Below are 26,622 nucleotides of genomic sequence, written 5' to 3' on the forward strand. Positions count from 1 at the left end.
GGTCTGTTCCTGTTATGTTCTTATGGATTCCAGAGCCGGCCTCAAGAGTCAAGCGTGTCGATTGAGAATTTATTCCTTAAGCGTGGCGCCCTGTGCTGTCGTCTTCATGAATAAGGCGAACCACATCCAGTTTGAGAAATGCCGGCCGAAAGGCTATATCCCGCCAAAAGGACAAAGAATGGCCCGCATCTATCAGACCCGAGCCTGGCACGACCAGCTGTCGCCGTCGATCGAGGAAATGGAACTTCTGGCGCTGGAAGCCTATGCCCATCTACCGGAGGAGTTCCGCACCCTCACCGGCGAGATCATCATCCAGCTTTCCGAGTTCCCGACCGACGAGATCATGGACGACCTGTCGCTGGAGACGCCTTTCGACCTGCTCGGCCTGTTCGAGGGCCGCGGCATCGCCGAACGCTGGACCCCGCAGACCGGCGAGGGACCCAACCGCATCACGCTCTACCGCCGCGCCATTCTCGACTATTGGGCCGAGAACGAGGAGACGCTGGGCGCCATCGTCACCCATGTGCTGATCCATGAGATCGGACATCATTTCGGCCTTTCCGACGACGACATGGAACGGATCGAGGAAGCCGCCGACGAGGTCGCGATCCCGCCGACCTGAGTTGGCGGGCACCGGAACGCCTGGCGACAGGACCGGTCGCCACCGGCCGGTTGCATTCCGCTCGGCCGGAGGGACGATGATCCCCGCGGTCCCTACGACTGGATGGTTCTGCTTCTGCCACGGCTCGATCCACGATTGTGCCGGAGGGTGCAGGGCCCGCAGCCGCAATCTCGAAGTTCCGCCGCATGAGCTCCCGGATCACGGTCGAACCCGGATGATGACGTCTCCTCGCGAGAACGTTGCGACCTCTCAGACGACGCGCGGCCCTGGAGGCTCACGGACCGAACTGCCCCGTGCATAGACCGTCGCAGATCTGCAGCCAGAAAAAGCCGCAGCCCCTGACCGGGGTGCAGCCGCCGGCGCGGCATTGAATCAGCGCGCCACAGGGATTGCCTCGCAGCAATCCCGAATCGGCGGAACGACATTCGCAGGCTGGCAAGGCTCCGCCGGCCTGCATGATGACCGGGCTCTTGCAAGCGCCATCGCCAAGGTACTGAGTGTACTTTTGCAATAGCGTGAAATCGGGAAAGAGCTTTTCCAGCCTCGGCGCCAACTTGTCGATATATGCCACCGCTGCCTTGTTCTTCTTGGGGTCCGAGTAGCTTTCGGGACGCAACCGCTCGGCGAGATCCGACAGCGTCGCCTTCTGCCCTTTGTCGTACACCGCCTCGATCCCCTCGCGCAGCCGGTCCTGCCAGAGTGCAGCCTGGTAGGCAGCCGGGAGGCCGTCGAAGATGAGTTTCTGTTCGCCAAGGCTGAGTGCGGCGAGCCCATTTCGGAAGGTGGTCAGGTAGTCCGATATGTCTAGCATAGCGAGACCTCACCGTTACGGTTATTTGATTGTACTATGTATAGATTGGTATCTCAACCAGAATCTAAGGCATTCCTTCCGAAAATGTGCAGCGCTTTCTCAAAAAAAGACATTGGCTCGATCAAGAACGTACAGCATTTCGCGTAAAGCCTTACTCTCAGTTCGATATCATTAAGAAAATTTTATGAATTTCGGCGAAAGCTCTGAATTTCAATTCAAAATTGAACATGGCGCACTTACTCACCGCAAGAGCAGAAAACAGAACCTTTCCAGGCTTGAAATCGGCGCCCTTCCGGCTCGAAATGCCGGACTTTGCCTTGGGCTGATTTCATACCGTTGGGGCGTGGCCCACGCCCGTTGGCGCGAAAGCCAAGCGGCCCGGAGGGGCCGCGCCGGCGATTGGTATGGATTCCCGGACCGCGGCCAGATCCGGATGACGATATCTCCTCTCGATAAACGGCGAACTTGACCCTCCAGTTGCTGGAAGCGGTAAGCTTTCCAAAACTCGGAGGAACCGGGGATGGCAGAACGCGTCGACAGGCTGGAACGCGAGATCGTCAGACTCTTCAAGGTTGCGTGCCGGGCAAACAGGCCGGATGTCGCCGAGCATTTGTTGCGCGCCCTGGAGACCTTGGAACGGGAACCGGGCATTCGGGATCATGCGCGCTGCCATTGCGCGTTGATGGAAGCCTATGGGGAACTCATCCGGTCGCATTGATGCTGCCGAGGCGCGACCGGTCGGTTCCGCCCGGCTTGGGCTATCGCCAGGGACGGCATGATGGACAGGCGGGATGGCGCTAGCCTGTCCTGACCCTCGCCATTGTCGTGTTCGCGATTGCGGCGCTCGACAAATATCTGCGCAGCAGCGCAGCGGTGCAGCAGCGCTCCGCAGCCTTTGCAGTCGTAGAGGAACCGGCAGGCGTTGATCGGCATCGTCTCGGTCTCCCGATGCCCGCAGCCGGGGCAAGTGATCGTGCTCCGCAGGACCGTCATGTGGTCTGTCCCCCTCCCTGAGACGTCGGGGTCGCGAATAGTGCCGGATACGACCGGGACCCGGTCACTCATCGGCTGGATCCCTGGACGGACGCGACCGATAGCCGGCTTCGGCGGTCGCAGCGGTCAGGGCGGCGATGTCGGCCAGTGCGTCGTCGAAGGACACTGCCGCCGTTCCTTCTTCGAAGGAAATCTCGACCCATGATCTGCGACATCGCATTCGCGACGGAAGCGAGCAGGATCGGAAGGGCGAATTCCGTGCGAGCGTAAGATGGTGCGAGTGGTTCACCGGCGCCCGGAAGCTCCGGGCGCCGGCGAGCCGAAGCGTTCTCAGAAGTAGCGCTTGAAACGGAGGAAGCCGGAAGGGGTACCGTCGAGGCCGTCGACCTTGTCGAAATGGATCTCGCTGCTGATTTCGAAATTCAGCACCGGCGACCAGACGAGGTTCAACTCGGCGCCATAGGCGTTGAGGCCCGAACTCACGTCGGAGCCGACGTCCGAATAGAGGTCGCCGAAATACTGGAAGGCGGCCGAGGCGGCAAATTCCGGCGTGAACTGGTGGAAGTAGGAGCCCAGAACCGACCATTCGGAGTTGACGCCGAGCGCGCTCGACGAACCGTAGGTGTTGTCGCTGTCGGAGTAGAAGGCCAGCACGCGGAGCGAGGAGCCGGGGCTGTTCGGCACGTTGAGCTGCAGGCCGAGCCCGGCGCCCCAGCCTGCTTCGTCGGCGAAGGCGCCGGGCCGGCTCTCGTCATAGCCGAACTTGGCCCAGACCGAGCCCCAGCCCTGGTTGACGCCCACCTTGGCGACGATGTCGGGCATGTAGCCGTCGCCGGCCAGCGCGTCGTCCTCCAGCGAGATCGTACCGAACAGCCCGTAGGCGCCGGTGAAGTCGTAGCCGATCTGCTGCGCCTGGCTGTAGCCGTAATACATGCCGTAATAAGAATGGGCGCCCCAGTTGGAGGCGCCGCCGTTGCGTGTCGCGGACCACGCCGATTCCGTATAGCCGGCGTAGAAACCGCCCAGCTGGACGAAAGCCTGGTCGACACCGACGGGGAAGTCGACACCGCCGGTCGAGACGCCTTCCGCCTCGAGGCGGATGAAGCTGCGCAGCGTGCCCCAGTCGGTCTCGGACCGGGCGTCGAAGTTCAGTCGCGCCCTGCTGCTCTTGATCCAGCCATCGGCATCGGCGGCGCCGCCGATGAAGGCCGGCGTGTCGCTGGAATTCTTGTAGCCCTCGGCGCCGATCTGGTACCACATCCAGCCGTTGACCGAGAGGCAGGTCTCGGTGCCGGGGATGTAGAAGAAGCCCGCGCTGTAGGTTTCGCAGACCCGGACATATTCGACCGGCTCCGGTTCGGCCACGACGACCGCGTCGGCCGCCTGGGCCAGCGGCACGCCGATCAGTCCGGCAGCCGAGCCGAGCAGAATTGCTGCATATTTCATTGTTCCCGTCTCCTAGGAAAAGCTGGTTCTCTGCTGGCGACGGGAGCGGTCGCGACCGGCCGCCGACAGCCGGTCGGAATAGGAGCCCCGGCGTTTTCCCGGATTTTGCGAGGGGCTTACATCGCTGTAAGAAGGGCTTGTCTTTGCCGCTTGCTGCCATTGCTGTGACCGTTCGGCCACAGTCCGGTGAGGCCATCAGGTCTTCCGCCGCCGCAGCATTGGCCCTGGGCCGGATCTCGCTGCGCCTGGATTTCGGCGCGGAGCGCGATCAATTCTTGCTGACCAACCGCTTTTGCCGTTGACTTTCCCGCCCTATCGCGGATTTTCCGACCTATCTTTTCATTTTCGAGGAATTGCGCCCGCCCCTGTACCAGCCGCGGCGGGCTTCCGATGCCGGCGGTCGATCAGATCGACCGGAGGACGCGGCTGCTTGGCCCGCGCCTGCTGATGCCGCTGCCAGGATGCCCGCAGGGGCCGCGCCGGCGATTGAGCCGTCGGTATTGCCGGGGGATTCGCGCCCGATCCTGCAAACGCCCAGTTCTTTGCAGTGGATTTTTGACGCTTGCTTTCAACGTGATGAATTGCGTCCGCTGGCTCTGGCCGAGCCGCCGAAGGATGCACATATCCGCATAACGAGGCGAGCCGTCTCGGCAGGGGGTCTTCTCCGAGCCTTCGCGAGATGTCAGCAGCCAGGCGAGGGCGACGCAAGCATTGCCCCGTCACCCCGCCCTCGACGGCATACCGAAATAACAGGCCCGTCCTGTTATTTCCCAGTTTTTACAGGATCGCGGTCGAATCCGGGGCAGTGATGCCAGGACAGTTCGAACCGTGCCCGGCGCATCGGGAGGCGGCCGCCGCCGATCACGATCGCGTGCGGTTGCGCGAATGTAAGGTTCCCGAAAAGCAGCCGGAACGCAGCCGCCTCACGGTGCCAGGGTCGTCAATCGAGGCCCTTGAAGGTCATCGCGACCGCAGGGCCCTGCAGGACAGGAAAGGTACCGAGATGACACGTTTTGTCGCCGTCGCGTCGATTGCGCTCCCCCTCTTCGCCGCTCCGGCCCTTGCCGGCGAGGCCCCTGCCTACAGGGGCGACTATCGGCCGCCGGTCGCGCGTGACGACAATGCGGGGACGTCGACGTTCGGCGGAACCCATCCGATCGCGCCTGCCGCGCCGAGGACCACGGTCGCCGTCAATCCCGATCCGACGCTTCGGAACTATTCGGCGAACATCACCCGGTCCGATCTGCACTCGGGCAGGTAATCACTGCGCTTCCGTTTGGCCCCACGCATCGACCTGCGGACAATCATCGATGCCTGCGAGCCGGCATCCAAGGAGAAAGACATGAAATATCTCGTCATCGCCCTGTTGCTCGCCGTTCCCATGACGGCACGGCAGGCCCTAGCGCATCCTGCGGCGCGCCCCGGCGTCGAGGCGACGGCAAAGCGGATCGAAGCGATCATCCACGGCGAGGGGCGCCCCGGTGATGTTGTCGTGTCGGCGTCCGACCCGGCGGTGAGCTACAGGGTGCTGGAGAACGGGCTGATCAAACGAAGCAACGATCGTTTCGGAACCTCGGAGGTCCGCGGTCCTGTGCAGCGCTGGGACAGAAACCACCGGCACGCCCGGTGATCTCGCCGGAGATCACAAAGATGTAAGATCCGGGACAGGTCGTTCCAAGGAAATGCGAATAACGTCCCGGTCGCATCTCCAGTAGGGACGGTTCACCCCGACCCGAAACTACCCCGCCCGCGTATCTGACCGCGCGGGCGGGGCTTTTATTGACCCGATGTGAACAGGATGCGTACGACCAGTCCAGGATGGTTGTCGTCCAGCACGATCTGGGCGCCGTGGAAGTCGGCGACGGCCTTCACCAGACTTAGACCCAAGCCGGAGCCATCGGTCGTCCGGCTTTTCTCCAGCCGGTAGAAACGCTTGAAGACCTTCGCCCGCTCCGCTTCCGGTATGCCCGGACCGTCGTCGGCGATCGCAATCACGCATCTTCCCCCGGCAATCCCGCAACCCATGGTGACGACGGCGCCTTTGTCGGTATGCCTGATCGCATTGTCGAGGATATTTGCGCACATCTGCCGCAGGAGCTCGAAATCTCCTGTCACATCGAGGCCCTGCGAGCGATCTGTCTTCGGCAGGCGAAGCGAGCGTCCGCTATCCTCGATGATCGGCGTATAGATCTCGTGGAGTTCGTCCATCAGGGAGCAAAGGTCGATGCGCGAGATTTTTCCCTTGCGCGCGCCGGCTTCGATTTGGGAGATCCTCAGCAGCGCCTCGAAAGTGTCAGTGATCAGAGCGACTTCGTCGAGCGCATGATCCAAGATCGAGGCGACATCGGCGCCGCCGGTCGCGGCGTCGCGGGCTTGCTCCAGCAGCAGATAGAGCCGCGAGATCGGTGTCTTCGGATCGTGGGCGATGTCGGTCGTCACCTGACGCATCGCATTGACGCTGGATTCGAGCTGGGCGAGCGCGACGTTGATTTCCGCCGCGAGCATGTCGAGGTCGTCGCGCCGGCGAGAGATGGGCAGGCGGGTTGCGAGTTCGCCGGCGCCGACAGCCTTGGCCCTCACGGAGAGCGCGGCGATGCGACGACGTGTCCTGAAGGCCAGCAATGCACCTCCGCCCAGGCCCGATGCCAAAACGATCGCGGTCGCCCAGCCGAAGCTCACCAGCGCGATCTCGCGCAGCCTGTCGGTATCGTCGTAGCTGACGCCGACGATCAGGTCGAAGTCGCCGAGATTGCGGCGCAGGAGCCGATAGCTCGAGGGCATGGCGGGCTCGCTCGGAGGCGGCAGCGTCGAGAAGCCACGCGGTACGGATGGCGCCTCGACATTGCCGGCAAGCCGGGCACCGTTGTCCGACGTCAGTGCATAGACTGTTTCCTGTCCGCGGATCGCCGGCCCATGGTTGCCGATCATGGCGACGGCGCCGTCGATCCCTCTGGCATCATAGGCTGCCTCGATCTCGCGAAACCGCTCCGTCACGTGCGAATCCAGCCTTTCATAGAGGTAGGCGGCGACCATGTTGTAGGCGAAGATATTGGCGACCAGGAAAGACGCCAGGAACAGCATGACATAGAGGGCTGCAAGCCGGAACGCCGTGCTGCGCGCAATGCTAGTGTTCAGGCGCTAACAAATGATTCCCTTCGGGCCGCAAATCAGTCAGTGTGCGGCCATGAGGAACGACATCTGCATTTACGTGAGCCCGGCGGACCGGGCTCGGCTCGAGCGGCTTGTGGCGAATCGCAACACGTCGCGCAAGGCGGCCTGGCGGGCCGAGATCGTGCTGGCGACGGCGGACGGGCTCGGCACGATGGCGATCATGCGGCGCACGGGGAAGTCGAAGCCCGCCGTGTGGCGCTGGCAAGAGCGTTACATCGAGGCCGGCGTCGACGGGCTGTTGCGCGACAAGACGCGGCCGGCGCGCAAGAAGCCGCTCTCGGTGGAGGTGAAGCTCGCCGTGCTGACCAAGACGGCGCAGGAGCGGCCGCCGGGCGGCGGCACGCACTGGAGCGCGCGGACGATGGCCAGGACGGTCGGCATCAGCCACAGGAGCGTGCAGCGCATCTGGGCGGAGGCGGGCTTGAAGCCGCACCTGGTGACCACGTTCAAGCTGTCGAATGATCCGAAGTTCGCCGAAAAGGTGACCGACGTCGTCGGCCTCTATCTCAACCCGCCGGACAAGGCGCTGGTGTTCTGCGTGGACGAGAAGAGCCAGATCCAGGCGCTCGACCGCACCCAGCCCGGCCTGCCGATGAAGAAAGGCCGCGCCGGCACGATGACCCACGACTACAAGCGCCACGGCACGACCACGCTGTTCGCCGCGCTCGACGTGAAGACTGGCGCGGTGATCGGAGAATGCCAGCCCAAGCATCGGGCCAAGGAGTTCATCCGTTTCCTCAGAACCATCGACCGCAACACACCGAAGTCCTTGGACGTGCACCTGATCGTCGACAACTACTCCACCCACAAGACCCAGGCGGTGAAGGACTGGCTCGCCAAGCATCCGCGCTTCAAGCTGCACTTCATCCCCACGTCGTCGTCCTGGCTCAACCAGGTGGAGCGCTTCTTCGCCGAGATCACGAGGAAGCGCATCCGGCGCGGCGTCTTCACGAGCGTCGCCCAGCTCGAGACCGCTATCTGCGACTATCTCGACGCGCACAACGCCGACCCGAAGCCCTTCGTGTGGACCAAGAGCGCCGATGTCATCCTCGCCAAAGTCCACCGCGCCCGCGCTGCTCTTGACGCCGCCAAGACCAGGAACCAAGCGTTAGAGTCGGAACACTAGCGGGGGGCATGAATGCTGTAGCCGGTGTTGCGGGTGGTGTGCAGCAACTGTACCCTGAAAGGCTTGTCGATCTTGGCGCGCAACCGACTGATATGCGTCTCGACGACCGTGCTCTGGGGGTCGAAATTGAAGTTCCAGACCCGCTCCAGCAGCATCGATCTGGTGAGGATGCGGCCTTCATTGCGCATCAGCAGTTCCAGCAAGGCGAATTCGCGTGGGAGGAGCTCGATTGTGTTGTCGCCCCGCCTGGCGATGCGACGGACGAGGTCCAGTTCGAGATCGGCCACCTGCAGGCGGACCCGCTCGTTGCTGAGCGGCGGGCGGCGGGCGAGCGCGTTGACCCTGGCCATGAGCTCGGAAAGGGCGAAGGGCTTGACCAGATAGTCGTCGGCGCCGGCCTCCAGCCCCTCGACCCGGTCATCGACGCCGCTCATCGAGGTGAGGAACAGGATCGGCAGCTTGCCGCCGGCGGCGCGCAGGCCGCGCACAAGGGAGAGGCCGTCAAGCCCCGGCAGCATCCGGTCCACGATCGCCAGATCGTAGGGTTCGCGGATGCCGACGGCCAGAGCGTCGCGGCCGTCCCTGACGACATCCGGCACATGGCCGGCGCCGGTCAGGCTTCTGGCGAGATATTGGCTGGTGCGTTCGTCGTCTTCGACAAGAAGGATGCGCATATCGGGAGCTTTCGATTCGGGATGACCGTGGAGAGTTCGCGGCAAGCGTCCTCGCGGCGGACGACGTCAGCCGCGCGAGGGCATCTCCGGTCTGTTGTCCTTAGGCTCGGGCTTGTCGGCTCGGCCTTGATGCGCCCTGTCGGCGCGGTCGGATCAGGCCACGAGCCTGGGTGGCCGGATCGGCGAGGCGTGCTCGGCCGACGGCAATTGCGGTGTCGGCGGCGGCGCGGGGCAGCCGCCGATCTGCGGTTGGATGGTGAGGTAGCCGACAAGCAGCGCTGCCGTCGGCGCGCAATGGACCTGGCAGTTTTGGTCCGCGACCTTTCCGCTCTTGGCCGACACGCCGGCATGCTGCCCGCCCGCATCGATCGAAGCGGGTTCCGGGACGGGTGCGACCTGCAGCGCATCTGCCGCGATGGCGTTCCTGTCGCGTAAGGGTGAGTTCTCCGGGGCGCCATAAGGGCCGGGCTGGAGTGCCGACATCGTCAGGAACGCCAGGGCCAGGAGAATGCGCGCAAGCATCCCCCCGGTCCGCCGATGTCCTGTCGTCTCCTGCATAGCCCCTTCAGGCATCTGATTTGCTTGTACAAGTCAACCGCCGACGCCTGTCGACGGCGGCGCTGCGCGCATTTGTGATCGTGATCTCGACGATCTTTTCGGACTTGTAAGACTCATGAAAGACCGGGGTAAGGCCGCGGAGTCGCGCCTTACCGTGGCGCCTTGCCCCCCGAGAGGCCTTCGATGATCGGGCAGTCGGGCCGGTGGTCGCCATGGCAGCTGCTCACCAGCTCCTTCAGCATGTCGCGCAGCCCGATGAGTTCGGCCAGCTTCTTCTCGATCTCGTCGAGCTTGGCCTCCGCAACGGCTTTCACTTCGGCGCTTTCACGGGTCTTGTCGTCATAAAGGGAAAGCAGCTGGCGGCATTCCTCGACCGAGAAGCCGAGGCTGCGCGACCGCTTCAGGAACCGCAGCCGATGCACATCCGTCAGGGAGTAATCGCGATATCCGTTACCGGCCCGGTCGGCGGTGAGCAGGCCGATATCCTCGTAATAGCGGATCGTCTTGGGGGGGAGGCCCGATTTTTCCGCAGCCAGTCCGATGTTCATACACGTCTCCCTGCAATACCGGCTCCATAGCCCTTCCAGTCACTGGAAGCTCAAGTGCTTTGTGAGGGGTGCTACGTCCCCGGTCCGTTCGTTACCCGTCCATATAGTGTGGTCCCGTCGCGATTGCCCGGACGGCTGCCCGGGCTCGCATTTCCCGACCCTGGTGTCGCGTTTCACGCCGCCTTCGCGGGATAACCCGCCGCATCCATGGCCGCGGTGATTTTCGCCGCATCCGCGGCCGAAGCGATGGTGACGGTCTGCGCCGGCAGGTCGATGGTGACCTCGGCGCCTGCGTCGACCGACTTCACCACCTTGGTGACGGTGCTCGCGCAATGGCCGCACGTCATGTCGGGCACGTTGAGTTTCAGCATTTCGATCTCCTGTTCTGTTGCCTGGCGCATGGCCACGTCGCAGCAAATGGGGTTTCCAGCAACTGGAGGGTCAAGGGAGAGCCGGGAAGAAAAATCCTGGTCGGTCTGTTGACCTTCCAATGACTGGAACCTCTACACCGCGTTCCGATCCAGATACTTGGATGAGGGAACGAGACAGATGAATGCGCATTCTTCACCCGCCGCAGCACCGCAGAGCTTCCGCATCGAGGGCATGACTTGCGCGTCCTGCGTGCGCCGGGTCGAACGCGCGGTCGGCAACGTGCGGGGCGTGACACGTGCCGCAGTCAACCTCGCGACCGAAACGGCCGAGGTGACCTTCGACGGCGTCTCCCGGCCGAGCGACGTGATCGAAGCGATCCGGACAGCGGGTTACGAGGTCGCGATCGAGACGGCCGAGATCGGGATCGAGGGCATGACCTGCGCCTCCTGCGTGCGCCGGGTCGAACGCGCCATATCGGCCGTCCCGGGCGTCCTCCGGGCGTCGGTGAACCTCGCCACTGAACGGGCGACCCTGGAGGCCGCGGGGCCGGTACCCGTCGCGGCTGTCGAAGCTGCGATCGAGGGAGCCGGCTACCAGGCTCGCCGCATCGCCGCAGCCGATGGAGCCGCCGTGGATGCGAGGCAGGAGGCGAAGGACAAGGAACTGCTCAACCTCAAGCGTGACCTGCGTTTCGCCGGCGTGTTGACGCTTCCGATCTTCCTGCTGGAAATGGGGTCGCATGCCTATCCGCCGCTGCATCACTGGCTGTGGATGGCGATCGGCCGGGAGCGGCTCTATCTCGCCTATTTCCTGCTGGCGACGATCGTGCAGTTCGGCCCCGGCCTGCGCTTCTACAGGAAGGGCCTGCCCGCCTTGATGCGGCTCGCGCCGGAGATGAACGCTCTCGTCGTGCTGGGCTCTACCGCGGCCTGGGGCTATTCGGTCGTTGCGACATTTGCGCCGTCGATCCTGCCCGAGGGCACGGCCAATGTCTATTACGAGGCGTCCGCCGTCATCATCACGCTCATCCTGTTCGGCCGGTTCCTCGAGGCCAAGGCGAAGGGGCGCACCAGCGAGGCGATCAAGCGCCTGATGGGTCTGCAGGCGAAGTCGGCGCGCGTCGAGCGCGATGGCGCGTTCGTCGAGACACCGCTCGACGCGGTCCGAGCCGGCGACGTGATCCAGGTGCGGCCGGGCGACAAGGTGCCTGTCGACGGGTTGGTGCTCGGCGGTTCCTCCTTCATCGATGAATCCATGATCTCGGGCGAGCCCGTTCCCGTGGCCAAGGGCGAGGGCGACGAGGTCGTCGGCGGCACGATCAACAAGACGGGCAGCTTCACCTATCGCGCGACCAAGGTCGGGGCGGACACGCTGCTTGCCCAGATCATCCGGATGGTCGAGACAGCGCAAGGATCGAAGCTGCCGATCCAGGCGCTGGTCGACAAGGTGACGGCCTGGTTTGTGCCTGCCGTGATGGCGGCCGCCGCGATCACCTTCCTGGTATGGCTGTCCTTCGGTCCCGAGCCTGCGCTCACCTTCGCGCTCGTCAATGCCGTGGCGGTGCTGATCATCGCCTGCCCCTGCGCCATGGGGCTCGCCACCCCCGTCTCGATCATGGTCGGCACGGGCCGCGCCGCCGAGCTCGGTGTACTGTTCCGCAACGGCGAGGCCCTGCAGACGCTCAAGGGCGTCGAGGTGGTGGCGCTCGACAAGACGGGCACGCTGACGGAAGGCCGCCCGCTGCTGACCGATCTCGTGCCGGCGCCGGGCTTCGATCGCGAGCGGGTGCTGGCGCTCGTGGCATCGGTCGAGGGCCAGTCCGAGCATCCGGTGGCCTCGGCCATCGTCGCCGCCGCCAAGGCCGAGAGGCTGGCCCTGCATTCGGTCGCGGAATTCGAGGCGGTTCCCGGCTACGGCGTCACGGCGGTCGTTGGCGGACACCGGATCGCGATCGGTGCCGACCGGTTCATGAGCCGACTCGGCGTCGACCCGGCTCCCTTGGCCGAACTGGCTCTTGCGTTCGGCCGCAAGGCGAAGACGCCGCTCTATGCGGCGCTCGACGGCCGACTGGCCGCAATCATCGCCGTGTCCGATCCCGTCAAGCCGACGACGCCGCAGGCGATCCGGGCGCTGCATGGGCTCGGCCTGAAGGTGGCGATGATCACCGGCGACAACAGGCGCACGGCCGAGGCGATCGCAGCGGAGCTCGGCATCGACGAGGTCGTGGCCGAGGTTCTGCCCGACGGCAAGGTCGAGGCGGTCAAGCGGCTTCGGGACCGCGGGCGGGCAGTCGCCTTTGTCGGCGACGGCATCAACGACGCGCCGGCGCTGGCCGAGGCGGATGTAGGCCTGGCGATCGGGACGGGCACAGACGTCGCGATCGAAAGCGCCGACGTCGTGCTGATGTCGGGCGATCTGAACGGCGTGACCAACGCGATCGCGCTGTCGAAAGCCACGATCGGCAATATCAGGCAGAACCTGTTCTGGGCCTTCGCCTACAATGCCGGCCTGATCCCGGTCGCGGCCGGTGTGCTCTACCCAATCGGCGGCACCTTGCTGTCGCCGATGCTGGCGGCCGGGGCGATGGCGCTATCGAGCGTCTTCGTGCTCGGCAATGCCCTGCGGCTGCGGCGCTTCAAGGCCCCGACCGCATCAGCGGGCGGCAACGAAACGGCAAAGCTGCGCGCCGTGGCCGCTTGATGGCCGCGTCGTTGAACCGGGAAGGCTCCGAGCGCGAGGACAGGAAACGCGGCGGCTCCGATCCCATCAGGGCCGCCGTTTCAGCGTTGAAGCCCGGATCAGCAGCGGGCCGTGTAAATGCGGCCATCCCGGCCACGGTACTGGCAATATCCGTTGCGCAGGTTGCGGACAAGCACACCGCCGACCGCGCCGGCCACGGCGCCGATCGCTGCTCCTTCGCCGCCGCCGGCGATGCCGCCGATGACAGCGCCCGCGGCGGTGCCCACGCTTATATCCCGCTCGGTCGTCGTGCAGCCGCTCAAAGCGGCGACAACGGCCAGTGCGGCGATGATTTTCTTCATGAGAAAGACTCCCTAACCACTTGCCTCGCCATTCCCCGAGTCACAATAGCGCAACCGTACCGAAAGTTGCACGCCGGTTCTGGAAAAATCGTAAAGAAAACAAGGTTCGAAAGCGAGATAGATCAGACCCCATTCCGGGTCGACGGTTCGTCGTCGGTGGGCGGCAGCAAGATGGCGGCCCCGAGGCCGATCCCGCCGTCGCGGTTGCGCAGCATGAGCCCGCCGCCTGACCGTTTCGCCGCGAGTTCGGCGATCGCCAGGCCGAGCCCCGTCCCGGCGGCGCTTCTGTGCCGTCCGCGATAGAAACGCCGGATGACGAGCGGCAAATCCTCTTCCGGAATTCCCGGTCCATCGTCCTCGACCATCACGCCGCAACCGTCGCGAACCGGACGCCAGGCGACGCTGCCACCGTTGGCCATGTGCTCGACCGCGTTCTCGTGGAGATTGCGCAAGGCGAGCTTCAGTATGTCCCGATTGGCCCGCAGCTTCAGGGCGTTAAGGCGATAGGGATGACGCGGTCCTATACGCCGCCATGTGATCGCTCGACGGAAGGATCGGCGGCAATGGTGGCGGCCCGCGCCTTCCCCGGAGCTTTGTCAACGCAAAGGATGCTTGCAGCCCGACCCGTTTGGGGCAATGCTGCCGCAAGGTAAACCGGAACTGCAGGAGGCGGGCATGTCGATTTCGGTGGATGCGGCGGCGGAAGTCTTTCGCGAGGCGATGCGCCAGGCCGTGAAGCGTCATTCGCTCTGGTATCTCATCCAGGGCGCGCTTCTGGTCGTAGCCGGGGTACTGGCGATCATTTATCCCGTCATCTCGTCGGTCGCGGTCGTCGTGCTGCTCGGCTGGCTGCTGATCCTGAGCGGCGTCATTCAGGGCTTCGGCCTGATCGGGGCCGGTCAGGTGCCGCATTTCTGGTTGCAGCTCATTTCCGTCATCCTCGCCGTACTGATCGGCTTCCTTTTCCTGCGCGATCCCGAGCAGGGGCTGGTGACGGTCACGCTGCTCCTGATCGTGTTCTTCATGATCGAGGGCATGTCGAAGGTCGTCTTCGCCCTCACCATCCGGCCTTTCCCGAACTGGGGCTGGGTCCTTGCGAGCGGGCTCGTCGGCATCGCCCTGTCGATCATCCTCCTGGCCAGCATGCCGGTGACGGCGATGTGGCTGATCGGGCTGCTGCTCGGCCTGCAACTCGTCAGCGTGGGCGCCTCCATCGCCTATCTTGCCTGGCAGGTCCGCAAGAGCTGAACCGCCAGCCGGCGGACCAAGGGCGCTCAGCGCAGGCGAGCGAGATCCGCCGGCCGGTTGTCGATGATGGCTTCCATCGAGAAGAAGCCCGTGACCGTGGCGAGGTCGAAATTGGTGATGAGCTTCTGGTAGAAGCCGTCATAACCAGACATGCCGCGCGTCACGACCTTGATCAGGTAATCCCAGTCGCCGCCGATCCGGTAGAAATCGATCACCTCTGGCAACCGCTCCACATGCTTGCGGAAATTGTCCGCCCATTCCTTGGAATGGTGGCGTGTCCGGATCATGACGAAGACGGTCAGGTCGAAGCCGAGCGCGGTGAGATCGACATCGGCGCGCGAGCCGCGGATCAGGCCGCTCTCGTTCAGCCGCCGCAGGCGACGCCAGCAGGCGTTTTGTGACAACCCCACCTGATCGGCCAGGTCCCGCTGGGAGATCGCACTGTCGCGTTGCAGGCGGGTAAGGATCCTTAGATCGATTGCATCGATCTTTGTAATTTTCTCGATCATATGACCCATAGTGGCCGAAAAATTGCATGAAGTCGATGTGATTTCATCGCGCAGAAGCGAATAGAATCTCCCTGGCATTTCCCGGGAGAGAAACGATGCGCATGACGCAACAGGACCAAGCCGGCGCGGCCGGCCTGCTGCAGGGTTTCAGCCGCGACCTTCTGTCCGGCGACACGATCGCGGCGCTGCAGGCCGGACTGATCGGCCGGAACGCGTCGATCGACGGTGCATTCGGCCGAAAGCCTCTCGTCTATGCCGACTACGTCGCCTCGGGGCGGGCGCTCGCCCAGGTCGAACGGTTCGTGCTGGAGGAGGTGCTGCCCTTCTACGCCAACAGCCACACGGAGGCTTCTTATTGCGGGGGCTTCATGACACGGCTTCGCCGGGAGGCCCGCGCGGCCATCGCCCGCTGCTGCGGAGCAAGTGCGGAGCATGCGGTAATCTTTGCGGGCTCGGGCGCCACCGCCGGCATCAACCGCCTCGTGACGCTGTTCGGCCTGACCGACGCCGTGGCCGCGGGCAAGCGAGCCCGTGTGATCATCGGCCCTTATGAGCATCACTCGAACATCCTGCCCTGGCGGGAAAGCGGCGCCACAGTGATCGAGATCGCCGAGGGCCCGGACGGGGGGCCGGATCTCGTCGGTCTCGGCGAGGCGCTGCGGCAGCCGGCCGATCTCACGGTCTGCGCCTTCTCGGCCGCGTCCAATGTGACGGGGATCGTCACCAATGTCGCCGCGGTCACCCGGCTGGCGAAGGCGTCGGGCGCCAGGGTCGTCTGGGACTACGCCGGCGCCGGGCCCTATCTGCCGATCGCCATGTCGCCCAGGCCTGGCGTTGAGATCGACGCGGTCGTCGTCTCGCCGCACAAATTCATCGGCGGCCCCGGCGCGTCGGGTGTGCTGATCCTGCGCCGCGACGCGGTCGCGGCCACCAAGCCATCCTGGCCGGGCGGCGGCACCGTGAAGTTCGTCTCGCCGACCGCTCATGACTACAGCGACAGTGTCGAGGCTCGGGAGGAAGCCGGCACGCCGAATGTCGTCGGCGACATCCGTGCCGCGCTCGCCTTCCTGGTCAAGGACGCGATCGGCGTCGACACGATGCGCAAGCGCAATGCCGAACTTGCCGCTCGCGCATTCGAGGCCTGGCGCGGCGTGAAGCAGCTCGAACTGCTCGGACCATCATCTCCGGACAGGCTGCCCATCTTTTCGTTCCGCGTCGGCAACGGCAAGGGCGGCCATGTGCATCAGCAACTCGTCACCCGCATGCTGAGCGATCGTTTCGGCATCCAGGCGCGCGGCGGCTGTGCCTGCGCTGGGCCCTATGTCCATCGGCTGCTGGGCATCGGACCAGCGGATTCGGAGCGCATGCGCCAAGCCATCCTGGCCGGCGACGAGATCGCCAAGCCGGGCTTCACGCGACTGAATTTCAGCGTGCTTCTCCCCGACGACAAGGTGGAGTTCATACTGGCCTCGGTCGCCGCGCTCGCAAGCGACGCCACGCTCTTCGAGGCGTGCTACGAATTCGATCCCGGCCGCGCGATCTTCTTTCCGCGCGCTGCCGGGAACGCGGCGGCCTGAGCCATGGCGAGACCCGACATCGCGACGGCAGGGGCCACCTGAAGTTCCACTGAATTCGCAGCGGGGGCTGCCTGGGGATGGCCTCTCCCCTGCCGGTGCGCCGGCATTCGATGCCCCTCCGGCACAGACCTCCCCGAATCGCCGCAATTTGTGGTAGCTTCGGGAAGAAATCGGCGGCCGGTGCCGTTGATCCGACCGTGCATGCCATAGAAGGAGGACCGAATGAATGCCCGCCTGATCACGAGCCTCGCCTTCCTGCTCGCCGCCTCGCCTGCTTTCGCCGCCGGCGGTGGCGGCAGTTCCGAGCCGGCGCCCGTCCCGAAATGCGAAGGCGGGAAGGTCTGGGACAAGAACAGGAAGAAATGCGTCAGCAAGCAGAGCCAGCTCGGCAACGACAGCATTTATGAGACGGGACGTTCGCTTGCCATGCAGGGGCGGTATGGCGAGGCCATCGAAATCCTCAGCCTGGCCGCCGACAAGTCCGATCCGCGTATCCTCAACTATCTCGGCTATTCGCATCGCAAGCAAGGCCGCGTGCTCGTCGGCCTCGGCTATTACGAGGAGGCGCTGCGCGTCGACCCGGACTACACGCTGGTACGCGAATATATGGGCGAGGCCCATCTCCAACTCGGCGACGTGACGGCGGCACGCAAGCAACTGGCGGAGATCGAGAAGCGCTGCGGCAAGGGCTGCGCCGAATATGCCGAGCTCGCCCGCCAGATCGACGCCCATGTGAAGGGCTGAGGGCACGTCCTGCGACGATTGCGCTGCCCCTCATCCGCCTGCCGGCACCTTCTCCCCGCATGCGGGGAGAAGGTGCCGGCAGGCGGATGAGGGGCCCAGCACGGTGTAAACGAATCCGTTATCCAACTGAAACAAAACGGATTTCAGAGGCACTTTCACGGTAGGCCAACGTCACAGGCGATTCGGTGTTCAGAGCTTTGACGTGGTGCAGGAGGCGTCCCAAGGTGCCGATCGGCGCACCAATTCCGCAATCTCGGGCACGGGAACGCCCGGCCCATCGGTTCGCTGCATAAAGTCGTGAAACCCGCAGTGGCTCATCTCCACGATGCGGAATTGTATCGTCACCTCTTCCGGCAACGATTTTCCCTCTTTGACCCTTGGCATCGAAAGGCTCCTGCCATGTCTCGTGTCAGAGCTTAACTCGAAACGAGGCGGACGCCACCATGGCTACCCGGCACCTCAACGAATTGACTGCACACCCTCAGATATGCAGTGCATGCCCCAGCGTCCGCAGCGCCGCTTCCTGAAACGCCTCGCCCATTGTCGGATGGGCGTGGATCGTGCCGGCGATGTCCTCCAGCCTTGCGCCCATCTCGATGGCGAGGCCGAAGGCCGTCGACAGTTCCGAGACGCCCTGGCCGACCGCCTGGATGCCCAGAACCAGATGGTTGTCGGCGCGTGCCACGACACGGACGAAACCGTCCTCGCCGAGCCGTGTCATGGCGCGGCCATTGGCCTGGAACGGAAACAGGCCGGTCTTGATCTCGCGGCTCGACTTCTTCGCCTCGTCGGGCGAGAGGCCGACCGACAGGATTTCCGGATCGGTGAAGCAGATCGCCGGGATGGCGCGCTTGTCCCAGCTGCGCCTATGGCCGGCGACGATCTCGGCCACCATCTCGCCCTGCGCCATTGCCCGATGCGCCAGCATCGGCTCGCCGGTGACGTCGCCGATTGCATAGATGCCGCGCATCGAGGTCCTGCACTGGTCGTCGATCCGGATGAACCTGCCTGCCATGTCGAGCTCGATCTCCTCGCGACCCCAGCCTTCGGTCACCGGCTTGCGTCCGACGGTGACCAGGATCTTTTCGGCTGCGAGCTTCTTCTCGGCGCCGTCCGCCGTCTCGACGACCAGCGCATCGCCCTTCGTCGAAAGTCCCTTCGCCCTGGCGCCGGTCAGCACGTCGATGCCGAGCTCGGCAAGGCGTTTCGACACGGGCCGCGTCAGCTCGGCATCGTATAGCGGCAGAACCTTGCCTTCGGCCTCGACCACCGCAACTTTCGCGCCGAGCTTGGCGAAGGCGATGCCGAGTTCCAGGCCGATATAGCCGCCGCCGACCACGGTGAGCCGCTCGGGAACCTTGGTCAGCGCCAGGGCATCGGTCGACGAGATCACCGGTCCGCCGAAGGGCAGGGCGGGAAGCTCGACCGGGGCGGAACCGGTGGCGATCACCACCGCCTCGGCGCGGATCACCTGCTGGCCGATCTCGGTCTCGGCCTCGACCGTCTTGCCGTCGCGAAACCTGGCGTGGCCGTCGACGATCTTGACCTTGGCCTTCTTCAGGAGGCCGGACACGCCGGTGTTGAGGCGCCCGACGATCCCGTCCTTCCATGCGATGGTCCTGGGAAAGTCGAGGGTCGGCTGGGTGACCGAGATGCCGAGCGGGCTCTTGGCGTGGCCGGCATGGACGACCTTCTCGAATTCCTCTGCCGCGTGGATCAGGGCCTTGGAGGGGATGCAGCCGACATTGAGGCAGGTACCGCCGGGCTTCTGGAAGTCGACGATGACGGTATCGACGCCGAGCTGGCCGGCGCGGATGGCCGTGACATAGCCGCCCGGGCCAGCGCCGATGACCAGCAACTTGCAGGAGATTTCCTTCATCATCCCCGATCTCCGTTCCACGCGGCGTCCAAATCAATCATCCACGAAAATCAGTGCCGGCGCTTCCAGCAGCGTCTTCAGCCGCTGGACGAAGACAGCGGCGTCCCAACCATCGACCACGCGATGGTCGAAGCTCGACGAGAGGTTCATCATCTTGCGCGGGATGAAGGACGAGCCGTCCCAGACCGGCCGCACCATGATCTTGTTGACGCCGACGATGGCGACCTCGGGGTGGTTGATGACCGGCGTGGTGGCGACACCTCCCATGGCGCCGAGCGAGGTGATGGTGATGGTCGAGCCGGTGAGTTCTTCCCGTGTCGCGGTGCCGGCCTTTGCCGCCTCGGCGAGACGGTTGACCTCGGTGCCGCAGTCCCAGATGTCCCGTGCCTCGGCATGCTTCACCACCGGGACCACCAGTCCGGACGGCGTCTGCGCGGCGATGCCGATATGGACGCCCCCGTGACGGTAGACGATACCCGCCTCGTCGTCGAACAAGGCGTTGATCCCAGGCTGCTCGGCGATCGCCTTGACCATGGCCCGCATCAGGAAGGGCAACAGGGTCAGCTTCGGCCGGTCCTGGCGCTTGTCCTTGTTCAGCGTGGCGCGCAGTTCCTCGAGCGCGGTGACGTCGACCTCCTCTATATAGGTGATGTGCGGAATGCGCGTCTTCGCCAGCGCCATCTTCTCGGCGATGCGTCGGCGCATGCCGACCATCTTGATCTCTTCGACGCTGTTGTTTTCCGCCAGCCGCGCCGGCGCCCGGGCGGTCTGCGGGCCCTGCCGCAGGAAGGCGTCGAGGTCGTCATGGCCGATGCGGCCGGCAGGGCCGGTTCCGGGCACCTGCCGCAGGTCGATGCCGGCCTCCTTGGCGCGCAGCCGGACCGCAGGTGAGGCGAGCGGTTTCTCGCCTTCGGCGCGGGGTGCTGCGGCCGGAGCGGCGAGCCGCGCGGGGGCTTTCTCCAGTGCCGGGATCTCGGGTCTGGCCGTCGGCGTCGCGGCGGCGACCGGCGTTGGCGCTGCGATCGGCTCGGCTGGCGCGGCTGCTGACGGCTTCGCTGCCTTGGGTGCGGACGGCTCGGGCGCGGCATTGCCTTCGCCCTCGACCTTGAGCCTGAGCAATGGCGACCCGACCGCGACCGTGTCGCCGATCTCGGCGCCCAGCCACAGGATCTCGCCGTCGACCGGCGACGGGATCTCCACGGTCGCCTTGTCGGTCATCACTGCGGCAAGCACGCTGTCTTCGCGCACCAGGTCGCCGACCTTGACGTGCCATTCGACAAGCTCGGCCTCCGCGACGCCCTCGCCGACGTCGGGGAGTTTTATGACGTGTTCGCCCATTCCGTCAGACTCCCATGGTATCGAGCAAGGCGCGGCCGAGACGGGCCGGGCCGGGGAAATAGTCCCATTCCTGCGCATGCGGATAGGGCGTGTCCCATCCCGTGACCCGTGCCACCGGCGCCTCGAGATGGAAGAAGCAATGCTCCTGGACGAGAGCGGCAAGTTCGGCGCCGAAGCCCGACGTCAACGTCGCTTCGTGCACGACGACGCAGCGTCCCGTCTTCTTCACCGAAGCCACGATCGTCTCCAGGTCCAGCGGGAGGAGGGTGCGCAGGTCGATCACCTCGGCATCGATGCCGGTTTCCTGCGCCGCCGCCTCGGCGACATAGACCATGGTGCCGTAGGCCAGGATCGTCATGGCGGTGCCCGGCCGGCGGATCGCCGCCTTGCCGAGCGGCACGGTGAAGTGGCCGTCCGGGACCTCGCCCAGGGCATGCTTCGACCAGGGCGTGACCGGCCTGTCGTGATGGCCATCGAAGGGGCCGTTGTAAAGGCGCTTGGGCTCGAGGAAGATGACAGGGTCCGGGTCCTCGATCGCCGATATCAGCAGGCCCTTCGCGTCGTGCGGATTGGAGGGCACGACCGTCTTCAGGCCGGAGACATGGGTGAAAAGCGCTTCCGGGCTCTGGCTGTGGGTCTGGCCGCCGAAGATGCCGCCGCCGGCGGGCATGCGGATGACGATCGGACAGGTGAACTGGCCGTTGGAACGATAGCGCAGCCGGGCCGCTTCCGAAACGATCTGGTCGTAGGCGGGATAGACATAGTCGGCGAACTGCACCTCGATGCAGGGCTTCAGCCCGTAGGCGGCCATGCCGATCGCCGTGCCGACGATGCCGAGTTCGCTGATCGGCGTGTCGAAGCAGCGCGTCTTGCCGTATTTCGCCTGCAGGCCCTGGGTGCAGCGGAAGACGCCGCCGAAATAGCCGACGTCCTCGCCGAAAACGACGACATCGTCATCGCGGCCCATCATGACGTCCATGGCGTCGCGGATCGCCTCGATCATTGTCTTGCGCGGCATCGGATCAAACCCCCGCCTGCTGGCGCTGGCGCCTCAGATGCGGCGGCATCTCGGCATAGACGCCCTCGAACATGTCGCGCACCGAAGGTTTCCCGCCGGCGTGCAGCGTGCCGTGGCGTTCGGCCTCCTTCTGCGCCGAGATCACCGTGTCGAGGATCTCCGCTTCGGCCTGCTTGTGACGCTCCTCCGACCAGCGGCCGCGCAGGATCAGATGGTTCTTCAGCCGGATGACGGGATCGCCGAGCGGCCAGGCATCCGATTCCGTTTTCGGTCGATAGGCCGATGGATCGTCCGATGTCGAATGGGCGCCAACTCGGTAAGTGACATATTCGATCAGCGTCGGCCCGAGATTGCGCCGCGCGCGCTCCAGGGCCCAGGAGGCGACCGCATGGACGGCCAGATAGTCGTTGCCGTCGACCCTCAGCGAGGGCAGGCCGAAGCCCAGGCCGCGCGCGGCAAAGGTGCCGGAACCCCCACGCGCTATGCCCTGGAAGGTGGAGATCGCCCACTGGTTGTTGACGATGTTGAGCACGACGGGCGCGCGGTAGGTCGAGGCGAAAGCGAGAGCCGCATGGAAGTCGGATTCGGCGGTCGAGCCGTCGCCGATCCAGCCCGCGGCGATCCTGGTATCGTTCTTGATCGCCGAGGCCATCGCCCAGCCCACCGCCTGGACGAACTGGGTGCCGAGATTGCCCGATATCGAGAAGAAGCCATGCTCCTTCGACGAATACATGATCGGAAGTTGCCGGCCTTTCAGCGGGTCGGACTCGTTGGAGAAAATCTGGTTCATCATGTCGACCATCGGGTAGCCGCCGGCGATCAGCAGGCCGGCCTGCCGGTAGGTCGGGAAGTTCATGTCGCCGGGCAACAAGGCGCGCCGGAAGGCGCAGCTTACGGCTTCCTCGCCCATATGCTGCATGTAGAAGGAGGTCTTGCCCTGGCGCTGTGCCATCAGCATGCGCGCGTCGAAGGCGCGCAGCGTCATCATGTGCTTCAGGCCCTCGGCTAGGTCGTCGTCGCTGAGCAGACCGGCCCAGGGCCCGACCGCCTCGCCCTCGCGGTTCAACACCCGGATGATGGAATAGGCGAGATCGCGGATGTCTTCCGGGTTGGCGTCGACCTCGGGCCGCCGCACCGAGCCGGCCGGCGCGATCTTCACGCTCGAGAAGTCGGGCGTTCCGCCGGGTCTGACCTCCGGCTCCGGAACATGGAGCCGCAAGGGCGCGGGATTGTCAGCTTGCGGTGTCACGACGCGGCCTCCCTCTGACGCTTCGCCGGGACTTGCGGCCCGGGGGTCAATCGCGGCCGGACTCTATCACGGCGGTTTCAGAAGGTAAGAAGCGCTTCGCGTCGTATTTGATGCCGGTCGCGTAATTTTATTGCGCAGCCTCCAAGGCCTCCAGGAAGCTGGAAAGCTCGGCCGGATCGATACCGACCTGATGTCGCTTCTGGGGAAAACGGCCTGAGCGCACATCGGCGGCGAATTCGGCAAAGGCGGTCGCGCGTTCCTGCTGCAGCCGATCGAACTCGGCGGCGAAATTGCGGTAGGATCTGGCATGACGCGGATAGCGGCCGCGATTCTGACCGAGCACGTCTTCGGCGAATAGATACTGCGCGTCGCAGCCGTCCCCTGCCCCCATCGAGATCATGAACAGCGAGGTTCGTCCGGAGATTGCCGCGGCAACTTCTGCCGGCACGACCTCGATCTCGGCCGCGAATGCTCCGGCTGCTTCGAGATCCCGGACCTTCTTCCAGACCGACAAAGCGCCGGCCGCGGTCTTGCCGACGGCGCGGAAGCCGCCGGTCCAGGTCGCCTGGGACGGGACCAGACCGCAATGGCCGCAGACCGGAACGGCTTCGGCCCGAAGTGCGCGGATCGTGTCGAGCCCGGCCGCGCAGTAGACCGCATCCGCCCCGGCGCGCATCATGCGGAACGCCTCCCGCAGGCAGTCCTCCTTCGGCGTGTAGACGCTCTGCTCGCCGCCGGGGACGGCGAAGCAATCCGGCGCGGCATCGCGAAAAGACCTGTCGGTCATCAGTTCGGGCGTGACGGACAGCATTTCGACGCCGGCCCGCTGGGCGGCCTCGGCTTCCTCCAGCGTCGTGACCCGCAACATGACAAGCTGTCGTTGCCCCTTCAGCCTCAGAAGGTCCGCAACGGTGGGCCGGAGCGATCGTGGCATGTCGTTCCTCCCTGAGTGCCGCGTCAGGCGGCGAGCAATGCCTTCAGCCTGACATCGAGCGAGGCGAGTTCCATTTCCGAGGGCCTGGCACCCCTGGCGATCAGCATCTCGGCCAGTCTTATGTCCCGGGCGACGGCATTGCCGGGGCCGATGCCGCTCGCGGCGACCAGTCGTCCTCCGGCGTCGAGGTGGAAAAGGATGAAAGCCTGGTCGTCCAGGTCGCGCCGCACAGTCCGCTCGCTGCCGTCGGCCAGCCCGGCGACCTGCAGGGACAATTCATACTGATCCGACCAGAACCAGGGGGCCGACGACACCGGGTCGGCCGTGCCAAGCATGTTGTGCGCCGCGAGCGCGCCTTGCTCCTGGGCGCTGCGCCAGGATTCCAGCCGCACGCGCCGCCCGCCGTGGAGGGCGAGCGGAAAAGAGCAGCAGTCGCCGGCGGCGAAGATGTCGGGGTCGGAGGTCGCGAGGAGGCGATCCACAACGACGCCGTTGTCGACCGCCAGGCCGGCCGCCTCGGCGAGGCCGGTGACGGGCAGCGCGCCGATGCCGACGACCACGAGGCCGGCATCGATCCTCTCTCCGCCCTCCAGCAGGATGGTCACGCCGTCCGGGCGCCCGGCGAAACCCGCGATCCGACAAGCTGTGCGCAGATCGACCCCTTCATCGCGATGGCGTTGTGCCACGACCGCCGCGATCGGCTCGGGCACGCCACGCATCAGGATACGCGGTTGGGCCTCGATGACGGTAACCTTGACGCCGCGCCGCCGGGCACTCGCCGCGAGTTCCAGTCCGATGAAGCCGGCGCCGATGATCGCAAGGTCGGTGCCGGCTGCCAGATGGTCGCGCAGGGCGAGGGCATCCGCATAACTGCGCAGATAGGCGATCCTCGGTCCCGCCATGTCGGCCGCCGCAAGCCGGCGAGGCGCTGCGCCCGTCGCGAGCAGCAGCCGGTCGTAGGCGAGCGTGGCGCCGTCCGCCAGCGTGACGGTCTTGGCCGCGCGATCGATGGCGGCAGCAGCCAGCCCCGTGATGCAGCGAATGCCCGCCTCTTCATAGCCCAGGCCGGTTCCGATCCATCTGGGGTCGGGCGCCGTCTCGGCGACAAGCACTTCCTTTGAAAGCGGCGGCCGCTCATAGGGCAGATGCGGCTCTGCGCCGACCAGCGTCACCGATCCTTCGTAACCTGCTTCGCGCAAGGCCAACGCGGCGCGCCCGCCGCATTCGCCGCCGCCGATGATGACCATGCCGCTCATGGGCGCATCCTCAGATCTGGATGAAGACCTTCCCGGCGTCGACGCGAACCGGATAGGTCCTGAGGTTCACGCAGGCCGGAGTGCCGCGGGCGACACCGGTCTTGTAGTTGAAGCGGCCATTGTGCTTCGGGCACTCGATGATCTCGTCCATTACCAGACCGTCGGCCAGATGGACGTGCTCATGGGTGCACAGCCCGTCGGTGGCGAAGAACGCATCGTCCGGGCTTCGATAGATGGCGAAGGTGCGTCCGCCATGGTCGAAGCGGATCACATCCTCTTCGTCGACGTCGTCCATGCGGCAGGCTTCGATCCAGTCACTCATCGGGACCTCCGTTGAAATCGGATGCATCTGAAATCGTCCGGCGAACGGGCGGCTCCCACGCGGTGCCGTCCACCGCCCGTGTCCGCCGGGTCGAGGGGCTACGCGGCGGAGGCAGCGGCCGTGAGTTCGTGCAGTTCGGCCCGGTAGGGCCTCGCCGTGGCGGGCAACAGGCGCTCGACGAAGAAATCCTCGTTGCGGAGCTGCCGCAGGAACGCCGGGATCATCTCGCGATAACCATCGAGGATCGAGGTGTTCGGCGCGGGCACGTCATGCCCGATCATCGCGTGCAACCGCGGCAGCGCGTGATAAGGCACCATCGGGAACATGTGGTGTTCGACGTGGTAGTTCATGTTCCAGTAGATGAAGCGGCTGACCGGGTTCATCAGCACGGTCCGGCTGTTCAGCCGGTGGTCGACGACATTGTCGGCGAGGCCGCCATGCTGCAGCAGCCCGGTCATGACGTGATGCCATGCGCCGTAGAGCCGGGGCAGGCCGACGAACATCAACGGCAGGATCGAGCCGAGAGCGACCGCCAGACCCACCGTCGCAGCATAGATGGCGACCCAGATGCGGGCGATGCGCACGACCTTGTGCTGTTCCTGCTCGGGGATGAAGGTTTTTTCCTCGGCGCTGAGATCGCCGGCGGCGTTGCGCAGCATATCGGGGACGGCATGCCACATATCCACGATGCCGAACAGGTTCAGGCAGAGCCGCGCGAGGTCGGGCGGACGCATCACGGCGATCTCCGGGTCGCGCCCGACGATGATCGTATCGGTGTGATGCCGCGCATGGCTCCAGCGCCAGGTCACCGGGTTGCGCATGATCATGAAGGATGCGATCTGGTAGACGGCGTTGTTCATCCACTGCGTCCTGAAGGCGGTGCCGTGGCCGCACTCATGCCAGCGCGAGTCGCTCGACGAGCCGTAGAGGACGCCGTAGCAGAAGAAGAACGGCACGCACCACAAGGTGCCCCAGAACCACCAGCCGCCGGTCCCGGCGAGCAGGAAGGCGGCGAGCCAGATCGCCGTGTCGCGGATCGCCGGCCCGTCGCTCCGCTTCATCAACTCCTTCATCTGCTTTCGCGGTACATCGGTGTGATACCATTGTGCCGCCGCAAGCCCGCTGGCGACGGCGGCGCGGGAGTCGCGGCCAATCAAGCTGTAGTCGCGCTTGCTCATTCCTCCCT

The 26,622-nt window shown here is 65.2% G+C and carries 29 protein-coding genes; 10 read left to right on the forward strand and 19 right to left on the reverse strand.

The annotated features are described in order from the left end of the window. Nucleotides 1-178 precede the first annotated feature (178 nt). Entirely contained in the window at nt 179-622 is a 444-nt protein-coding gene (locus JN280_RS09225; RefSeq protein ID WP_202311640.1) for a metallopeptidase family protein, read from the forward strand. Between the two features lie 274 nt (nt 623-896). On the opposite strand, the gene JN280_RS09230 is transcribed toward JN280_RS09225, so the two are convergent. After that, nucleotides 897-1,433, reverse strand: a complete 537-nt coding sequence (locus tag JN280_RS09230; RefSeq protein WP_202311642.1) for a bacteriocin fulvocin C-related protein — start codon at nt 1,431-1,433, stop codon at nt 897-899. A gap of 184 nt (nt 1,434-1,617) precedes the next feature. Between JN280_RS09230 and JN280_RS09235 the strand changes: the two genes are divergently transcribed. Both JN280_RS09235 and JN280_RS09240 read left to right on the forward strand, forming a co-directional pair. Beyond that, nucleotides 1,618-1,902 carry a hypothetical protein gene (locus JN280_RS09235; RefSeq protein ID WP_202311644.1) on the forward strand — a complete coding sequence of 95 codons (285 nt, stop codon included), beginning with the start codon at nt 1,618-1,620 and terminating at the stop codon, nt 1,900-1,902. Between the two features lie 51 nt (nt 1,903-1,953). Beyond that, nucleotides 1,954-2,151, forward strand: coding sequence for a hypothetical protein (locus JN280_RS09240; RefSeq protein WP_202311646.1), 198 nt, complete (start codon nt 1,954-1,956; stop codon nt 2,149-2,151). On the opposite strand, the gene JN280_RS40280 is transcribed toward JN280_RS09240, so the two are convergent. Beyond that, nucleotides 2,124-2,498 (reverse strand): GDCCVxC domain-containing (seleno)protein, encoded by a 375-nt coding sequence (locus JN280_RS40280; protein WP_446720719.1) that lies wholly within the window; start codon nt 2,496-2,498, stop codon nt 2,124-2,126. The genes JN280_RS09240 and JN280_RS40280 overlap by 28 nt on opposite strands. Before the next feature lie 258 nt (nt 2,499-2,756). After that, nucleotides 2,757-3,872 (reverse strand): porin, encoded by a 1,116-nt coding sequence (locus tag JN280_RS09245; protein ID WP_202311648.1) that lies wholly within the window; start codon nt 3,870-3,872, stop codon nt 2,757-2,759. A gap of 1,003 nt (nt 3,873-4,875) precedes the next feature. On the opposite strand from JN280_RS09245, the gene JN280_RS09250 reads away from it, so the two are divergent. Beyond that, nucleotides 4,876-5,133: a hypothetical protein gene (locus JN280_RS09250; RefSeq protein ID WP_202311650.1), complete on the forward strand. Its 258-nt coding sequence runs from the start codon at nt 4,876-4,878 to the stop codon at nt 5,131-5,133. Between the two features lie 81 nt (nt 5,134-5,214). Further along, entirely contained in the window at nt 5,215-5,502 is a 288-nt protein-coding gene (locus tag JN280_RS09255) for a hypothetical protein (protein ID WP_202311652.1), read from the forward strand. A 146-nt stretch (nt 5,503-5,648) separates the two neighbouring features. On the opposite strand, the gene JN280_RS09260 is transcribed toward JN280_RS09255, so the two are convergent. After that, nucleotides 5,649-6,953 (reverse strand): sensor histidine kinase, encoded by a 1,305-nt coding sequence (locus tag JN280_RS09260; protein ID WP_202311654.1) that lies wholly within the window; start codon nt 6,951-6,953, stop codon nt 5,649-5,651. Nucleotides 6,954-7,056: 103 nt separating this feature from the next. Between JN280_RS09260 and JN280_RS09265 the strand changes: the two genes are divergently transcribed. Further along, the gene (locus JN280_RS09265) at nt 7,057-8,169 is read left to right on the forward strand and encodes an IS630 family transposase (protein ID WP_202311656.1); all 1,113 of its coding nucleotides are present in this window, start codon (nt 7,057-7,059) and stop codon (nt 8,167-8,169) included. On the opposite strand, the gene JN280_RS09270 is transcribed toward JN280_RS09265, so the two are convergent. From JN280_RS09270 to JN280_RS40110, 4 genes are all read right to left on the reverse strand, one after another. Further along, nucleotides 8,166-8,843, reverse strand: coding sequence for a winged helix-turn-helix domain-containing protein (locus JN280_RS09270; RefSeq protein WP_202311659.1), 678 nt, complete (start codon nt 8,841-8,843; stop codon nt 8,166-8,168). The two genes, JN280_RS09265 and JN280_RS09270, sit on opposite strands and share 4 nt — an antisense overlap. A 153-nt stretch (nt 8,844-8,996) precedes the next feature. Next, on the reverse strand, nt 8,997-9,365 hold the full coding sequence (locus JN280_RS09275) for a hypothetical protein (RefSeq protein WP_202311661.1): 369 nt from the start codon (nt 9,363-9,365) through the stop codon (nt 8,997-8,999). A gap of 185 nt (nt 9,366-9,550) precedes the next feature. Next, the gene (gene cueR / locus JN280_RS09280; protein WP_202311664.1) at nt 9,551-9,949 is read right to left on the reverse strand and encodes a Cu(I)-responsive transcriptional regulator; all 399 of its coding nucleotides are present in this window, start codon (nt 9,947-9,949) and stop codon (nt 9,551-9,553) included. A gap of 173 nt (nt 9,950-10,122) precedes the next feature. Continuing rightward, nucleotides 10,123-10,440, reverse strand: a complete 318-nt coding sequence (locus JN280_RS40110) for a heavy-metal-associated domain-containing protein (protein WP_342216180.1) — start codon at nt 10,438-10,440, stop codon at nt 10,123-10,125. 58 nt (nt 10,441-10,498) lie between these two features. On the opposite strand from JN280_RS40110, the gene JN280_RS09290 reads away from it, so the two are divergent. Next, on the forward strand, nt 10,499-13,021 hold the full coding sequence (locus JN280_RS09290) for a heavy metal translocating P-type ATPase (protein ID WP_202311666.1): 2,523 nt from the start codon (nt 10,499-10,501) through the stop codon (nt 13,019-13,021). 98 nt (nt 13,022-13,119) lie between these two features. Here the strand turns inward: JN280_RS09290 and JN280_RS09295 are convergent, their stop codons facing one another. Both JN280_RS09295 and JN280_RS09300 read right to left on the reverse strand, forming a co-directional pair. Beyond that, the gene (locus tag JN280_RS09295) at nt 13,120-13,362 is read right to left on the reverse strand and encodes a hypothetical protein (protein ID WP_202311668.1); all 243 of its coding nucleotides are present in this window, start codon (nt 13,360-13,362) and stop codon (nt 13,120-13,122) included. Nucleotides 13,363-13,484: 122 nt separating this feature from the next. Continuing rightward, nucleotides 13,485-13,901: an ATP-binding protein gene (locus JN280_RS09300; RefSeq protein ID WP_202314657.1), complete on the reverse strand. Its 417-nt coding sequence runs from the start codon at nt 13,899-13,901 to the stop codon at nt 13,485-13,487. A gap of 136 nt (nt 13,902-14,037) precedes the next feature. Here JN280_RS09300 and JN280_RS09305 point away from each other — a divergent pair, with 136 nt between their 5' ends. Then, nucleotides 14,038-14,610, forward strand: coding sequence for an HdeD family acid-resistance protein (locus tag JN280_RS09305; protein WP_202311671.1), 573 nt, complete (start codon nt 14,038-14,040; stop codon nt 14,608-14,610). Nucleotides 14,611-14,636: 26 nt separating this feature from the next. Here JN280_RS09305 and JN280_RS09310 read toward each other — a convergent pair whose 3' ends face one another. Continuing rightward, on the reverse strand, nt 14,637-15,119 hold the full coding sequence (locus tag JN280_RS09310; RefSeq protein WP_202311673.1) for an Lrp/AsnC family transcriptional regulator: 483 nt from the start codon (nt 15,117-15,119) through the stop codon (nt 14,637-14,639). 95 nt (nt 15,120-15,214) lie between these two features. Here JN280_RS09310 and JN280_RS09315 point away from each other — a divergent pair, with 95 nt between their 5' ends. Beyond that, nucleotides 15,215-16,696 (forward strand): aminotransferase class V-fold PLP-dependent enzyme, encoded by a 1,482-nt coding sequence (locus JN280_RS09315; RefSeq protein ID WP_202311675.1) that lies wholly within the window; start codon nt 15,215-15,217, stop codon nt 16,694-16,696. Nucleotides 16,697-16,918: 222 nt separating this feature from the next. Then, nucleotides 16,919-17,440 (forward strand): tetratricopeptide repeat protein, encoded by a 522-nt coding sequence (locus tag JN280_RS09320; RefSeq protein ID WP_202311678.1) that lies wholly within the window; start codon nt 16,919-16,921, stop codon nt 17,438-17,440. 481 nt (nt 17,441-17,921) lie between these two features. On the opposite strand, the gene lpdA is transcribed toward JN280_RS09320, so the two are convergent. The 8 genes from lpdA to JN280_RS09360 form a co-directional block, all read right to left on the reverse strand. Then, on the reverse strand, nt 17,922-19,319 hold the full coding sequence (gene lpdA / locus JN280_RS09325) for a dihydrolipoyl dehydrogenase (protein ID WP_202314658.1): 1,398 nt from the start codon (nt 19,317-19,319) through the stop codon (nt 17,922-17,924). Nucleotides 19,320-19,352: 33 nt separating this feature from the next. Then, nucleotides 19,353-20,657: a dihydrolipoamide acetyltransferase family protein gene (locus JN280_RS09330; protein WP_202311679.1), complete on the reverse strand. Its 1,305-nt coding sequence runs from the start codon at nt 20,655-20,657 to the stop codon at nt 19,353-19,355. 4 nt (nt 20,658-20,661) lie between these two features. Further along, a complete protein-coding gene (locus tag JN280_RS09335; RefSeq protein ID WP_202311680.1) occupies nt 20,662-21,675 on the reverse strand; it encodes an alpha-ketoacid dehydrogenase subunit beta in 1,014 nt (337 codons plus the stop codon). Between the two features lie 4 nt (nt 21,676-21,679). Continuing rightward, nucleotides 21,680-22,924 carry a 3-methyl-2-oxobutanoate dehydrogenase (2-methylpropanoyl-transferring) subunit alpha gene (locus tag JN280_RS09340; RefSeq protein WP_202311681.1) on the reverse strand — a complete coding sequence of 415 codons (1,245 nt, stop codon included), beginning with the start codon at nt 22,922-22,924 and terminating at the stop codon, nt 21,680-21,682. Between the two features lie 127 nt (nt 22,925-23,051). Continuing rightward, on the reverse strand, nt 23,052-23,858 hold the full coding sequence (locus JN280_RS09345; RefSeq protein ID WP_202311682.1) for a 3-methyl-2-oxobutanoate hydroxymethyltransferase: 807 nt from the start codon (nt 23,856-23,858) through the stop codon (nt 23,052-23,054). 23 nt (nt 23,859-23,881) lie between these two features. Beyond that, the gene (locus JN280_RS09350; protein WP_202311683.1) at nt 23,882-25,114 is read right to left on the reverse strand and encodes an NAD(P)/FAD-dependent oxidoreductase; all 1,233 of its coding nucleotides are present in this window, start codon (nt 25,112-25,114) and stop codon (nt 23,882-23,884) included. Nucleotides 25,115-25,124: 10 nt separating this feature from the next. Beyond that, on the reverse strand, nt 25,125-25,436 hold the full coding sequence (locus JN280_RS09355) for a MocE family 2Fe-2S type ferredoxin (RefSeq protein WP_202311684.1): 312 nt from the start codon (nt 25,434-25,436) through the stop codon (nt 25,125-25,127). 98 nt (nt 25,437-25,534) lie between these two features. Continuing rightward, on the reverse strand, nt 25,535-26,614 hold the full coding sequence (locus JN280_RS09360; protein ID WP_202311685.1) for a fatty acid desaturase family protein: 1,080 nt from the start codon (nt 26,612-26,614) through the stop codon (nt 25,535-25,537). Nucleotides 26,615-26,622: the final 8 nt, after the last annotated feature.

Origin of the sequence: Mesorhizobium sp. L-8-10 (assembly GCF_016756635.1) — a bacterium.
Taxonomy (GTDB): domain Bacteria; phylum Pseudomonadota; class Alphaproteobacteria; order Rhizobiales; family Rhizobiaceae.

What these genes read in the sequence shown, in the direction of transcription:
- JN280_RS09355 (WP_202311684.1), bottom strand. Translation starts at nt 25,436, where the DNA reads ATGAGTGACTGGATCGAAGCCTGCCGCATGGACGACGTCGACGAAGAG.
- JN280_RS09345 (WP_202311682.1), bottom strand. Translation starts at nt 23,858, where the DNA reads ATGCCACGATCGCTCCGGCCCACCGTTGCGGACCTTCTGAGGCTGAAG.
- JN280_RS09250 (WP_202311650.1), top strand. Translation starts at nt 4,876, where the DNA reads ATGACACGTTTTGTCGCCGTCGCGTCGATTGCGCTCCCCCTCTTCGCC.
- JN280_RS09270 (WP_202311659.1), bottom strand. Translation starts at nt 8,843, where the DNA reads ATGCGCATCCTTCTTGTCGAAGACGACGAACGCACCAGCCAATATCTC.
- JN280_RS09330 (WP_202311679.1), bottom strand. Translation starts at nt 20,657, where the DNA reads ATGGGCGAACACGTCATAAAACTCCCCGACGTCGGCGAGGGCGTCGCG.
- JN280_RS09245 (WP_202311648.1), bottom strand. Translation starts at nt 3,872, where the DNA reads ATGAAATATGCAGCAATTCTGCTCGGCTCGGCTGCCGGACTGATCGGC.
- JN280_RS09295 (WP_202311668.1), bottom strand. Translation starts at nt 13,362, where the DNA reads ATGAAGAAAATCATCGCCGCACTGGCCGTTGTCGCCGCTTTGAGCGGC.
- JN280_RS09320 (WP_202311678.1), top strand. Translation starts at nt 16,919, where the DNA reads ATGAATGCCCGCCTGATCACGAGCCTCGCCTTCCTGCTCGCCGCCTCG.
- JN280_RS09240 (WP_202311646.1), top strand. Translation starts at nt 1,954, where the DNA reads ATGGCAGAACGCGTCGACAGGCTGGAACGCGAGATCGTCAGACTCTTC.
- JN280_RS40280 (WP_446720719.1), bottom strand. Translation starts at nt 2,498, where the DNA reads ATGAGTGACCGGGTCCCGGTCGTATCCGGCACTATTCGCGACCCCGAC.
- JN280_RS09235 (WP_202311644.1), top strand. Translation starts at nt 1,618, where the DNA reads ATGAATTTCGGCGAAAGCTCTGAATTTCAATTCAAAATTGAACATGGC.
- JN280_RS09335 (WP_202311680.1), bottom strand. Translation starts at nt 21,675, where the DNA reads ATGCCGCGCAAGACAATGATCGAGGCGATCCGCGACGCCATGGACGTC.
- JN280_RS09315 (WP_202311675.1), top strand. Translation starts at nt 15,215, where the DNA reads ATGCGCATGACGCAACAGGACCAAGCCGGCGCGGCCGGCCTGCTGCAG.
- JN280_RS09275 (WP_202311661.1), bottom strand. Translation starts at nt 9,365, where the DNA reads ATGCTTGCGCGCATTCTCCTGGCCCTGGCGTTCCTGACGATGTCGGCA.
- JN280_RS09260 (WP_202311654.1), bottom strand. Translation starts at nt 6,953, where the DNA reads ATGCTGTTCCTGGCGTCTTTCCTGGTCGCCAATATCTTCGCCTACAAC.
- JN280_RS09265 (WP_202311656.1), top strand. Translation starts at nt 7,057, where the DNA reads ATGAGGAACGACATCTGCATTTACGTGAGCCCGGCGGACCGGGCTCGG.
- JN280_RS09350 (WP_202311683.1), bottom strand. Translation starts at nt 25,114, where the DNA reads ATGAGCGGCATGGTCATCATCGGCGGCGGCGAATGCGGCGGGCGCGCC.
- JN280_RS09255 (WP_202311652.1), top strand. Translation starts at nt 5,215, where the DNA reads ATGAAATATCTCGTCATCGCCCTGTTGCTCGCCGTTCCCATGACGGCA.
- JN280_RS09290 (WP_202311666.1), top strand. Translation starts at nt 10,499, where the DNA reads ATGAATGCGCATTCTTCACCCGCCGCAGCACCGCAGAGCTTCCGCATC.
- JN280_RS09310 (WP_202311673.1), bottom strand. Translation starts at nt 15,119, where the DNA reads ATGATCGAGAAAATTACAAAGATCGATGCAATCGATCTAAGGATCCTT.
- JN280_RS09225 (WP_202311640.1), top strand. Translation starts at nt 179, where the DNA reads ATGGCCCGCATCTATCAGACCCGAGCCTGGCACGACCAGCTGTCGCCG.
- cueR (WP_202311664.1), bottom strand. Translation starts at nt 9,949, where the DNA reads ATGAACATCGGACTGGCTGCGGAAAAATCGGGCCTCCCCCCCAAGACG.
- JN280_RS09360 (WP_202311685.1), bottom strand. Translation starts at nt 26,614, where the DNA reads ATGAGCAAGCGCGACTACAGCTTGATTGGCCGCGACTCCCGCGCCGCC.
- JN280_RS09305 (WP_202311671.1), top strand. Translation starts at nt 14,038, where the DNA reads ATGTCGATTTCGGTGGATGCGGCGGCGGAAGTCTTTCGCGAGGCGATG.
- JN280_RS09230 (WP_202311642.1), bottom strand. Translation starts at nt 1,433, where the DNA reads ATGCTAGACATATCGGACTACCTGACCACCTTCCGAAATGGGCTCGCC.
- lpdA (WP_202314658.1), bottom strand. Translation starts at nt 19,319, where the DNA reads ATGAAGGAAATCTCCTGCAAGTTGCTGGTCATCGGCGCTGGCCCGGGC.